Raw genomic sequence first — 2,121 nt, 5'->3', positions numbered from 1 at the left:
CCATCTTCTCGCCGAACCAGGCCATGTCATTGATGGCCTCCTGCAACAGCTGCTGCTTCTGCTCATGAGTGGGCGCCAGATAGGTGGCATACACAATCTGCGCCACCACCGCCGGCACCCGGGCGTACCCTCCATAGCGATGCCCAAGATCCCGGGCCTGACGGAAATCGCCACGGAAGAAGGCCTGCCAGGCCTCCAGCACATTGCGGCTATGCTGCTCCCAGTCGTCATCCTGATAGCGCAGATCCCGATACAGATCCGGGAAGCGCTGATAGCGAGCTTGCAGGTAGTCGGCAGAGGGGTACGGCAAGCGCAAGCCACGCATAAACTGATCCCAGTTAGCGCGGATTTCTTCCACCGTGAAGGTATAAGGGGCCGGATCGAAAGGCGCAGGCTGCCAGTCGGCATTCAATACCGGCAGGTTCGGCACCAGCGGCGCCTTCTGGGAAAAGGTAGCGCGGACGCGCTCATGGGCCTGATCCACCGGTGCGCACACCGCAAAGACGGGTGCACAGCACAACAACGCCCCCAGCACACACGCCAGTCGCCGTGAATTCATAATTGCCTCTGATTATTGTTGTTTTTATGCACAATATCGCAAGGCTGTTCACAGCGGCAATGAACCTGATCAAATTCCATACTATTGACTGAGAGCCGCCATGCGCGGCACACAACCACAAAAAAGCCCGACATGAGAATCATGCCGGGCTTTTTCCTATCGGAGCAGAAACGCTTACTTGGTATCGAAGAACCGCTTAACACCCTCGAACCAGCTGCTCTTGCGCGGGTTGTGACGATTACCGCCACTTTCCAGGGACTCCTGGAATTTGCGCAACAACTCTTTCTGCTCGCCGGACAGCTTCACCGGCGTCTCGATGACCACCTTGCAAAGCAGGTCACCCGGTGCACCGCCACGAACCGGCGCCACACCCTTGCCACGCAGGCGGAAGACTTTTCCGCTCTGGGTTTCCGCCGGCACTTTCAGCTTCACCTTGCCGTTCAGGGTGGGCACATCCAGCTCACCACCGAGCGAGGCATCGACAAAACTGATCGGCACTTCGCAGAACAGGTTGTCACCATCGCGCTGGAAGATGTCGTGCTCACGCACGGCGACCTGCACATACAAGTCACCGGACGGCGCGCCGTGCATGCCGGCTTCACCTTCACCCGCCAGACGAATGCGGTCGCCGGTATCCACGCCCGCCGGAATTTTCACCGACAGGGTCTTGGTGTTCTGCACCCGGCCCTGGCCACCGCAGTTGCCACAGGGATCCTTGATGATCTTGCCTTCACCCTTACAGGTGGGACACGCCTGCTGCACGGTAAAGAAACCCTGCTGCATCCGTACCTGGCCGACGCCACCACAGGTGGTACACGTTACCGGCTGACTGCCTTCTTTCGCGCCAGAGCCATGACAGACATCACAGCTATCCCAGGTGGGGATACGGATTTTTTCATCGCAGCCGCGCACCGCCTGTTCCAGGGTCAGCTCCAGCGTATAGCGCAGGTCTGCACCACGGGCAGGGCCACGGCGTCCACCGCCACCACCACCGAAGATGTCGCCGAAAATATCGCCGAAGATGTCACCAAAGCCTCCGCCGCCGAAGCCGCCGCCAGCACCGGCGCCACCCTGACCGTTAACGCCGGCATGGCCGAACTGGTCATAGGCCGCGCGCTTCTGCTCATCGGCCAGCACTTCGTAGGCTTCTTTCGCTTCCTTGAATTTGGCCAAGGCCTCTTCGTCATCCGGGTTACGGTCCGGATGGTATTTCATCGCCAGGCGACGATAAGCCTTCTTCAAATCCTGCGCGCTGGCATCCTTTGCCGCACCCAGCACTTCGTAATAATCACGTTTAGACATAGATAAGCCTTTGGCTTAGCCAGACGCCGAACGCCGGAGGCCAAACGCACAACCTTGAAAGGCAACTGCGTTCAGCATCCGGCGTCGGGCGTCAGGCGTTACTTACTTCTTCTTGTCGTCGTCGACTTCTTCGAACTCGGCATCGACCACGTCATCGCCTGCCTGCTGCTGGCCGCCTTCGGCGCCGGCAGCACCTTCAGCCTGCTGCGCCTGTTCGGCGTACATCTTCTCGGCCAGCGGTGCGGACACTTCGGACAACG

1 protein-coding gene and 1 pseudogene are annotated in these 2,121 nt (G+C 59.6%); both read right to left on the bottom strand.

Translation table 11 applies throughout. The features are described 5' to 3' along the window. A pseudogene (locus tag A3754_RS20695) lies at nt 1-559 on the bottom strand (hypothetical protein); the annotation flags it as partial. 174 nt (nt 560-733) lie between these two features. After that, nucleotides 734-1,861, bottom strand: a complete 1,128-nt coding sequence (dnaJ, locus tag A3754_RS20690; protein WP_063521194.1) for a molecular chaperone DnaJ — start codon at nt 1,859-1,861, stop codon at nt 734-736. Between the last annotated feature and the right edge of the window lie 260 nt (nt 1,862-2,121).

This window comes from Alcanivorax sp. HI0083 (genome assembly GCF_001635175.1).
This window is presented reverse-complemented; position numbering and strand designations above follow the sequence as displayed.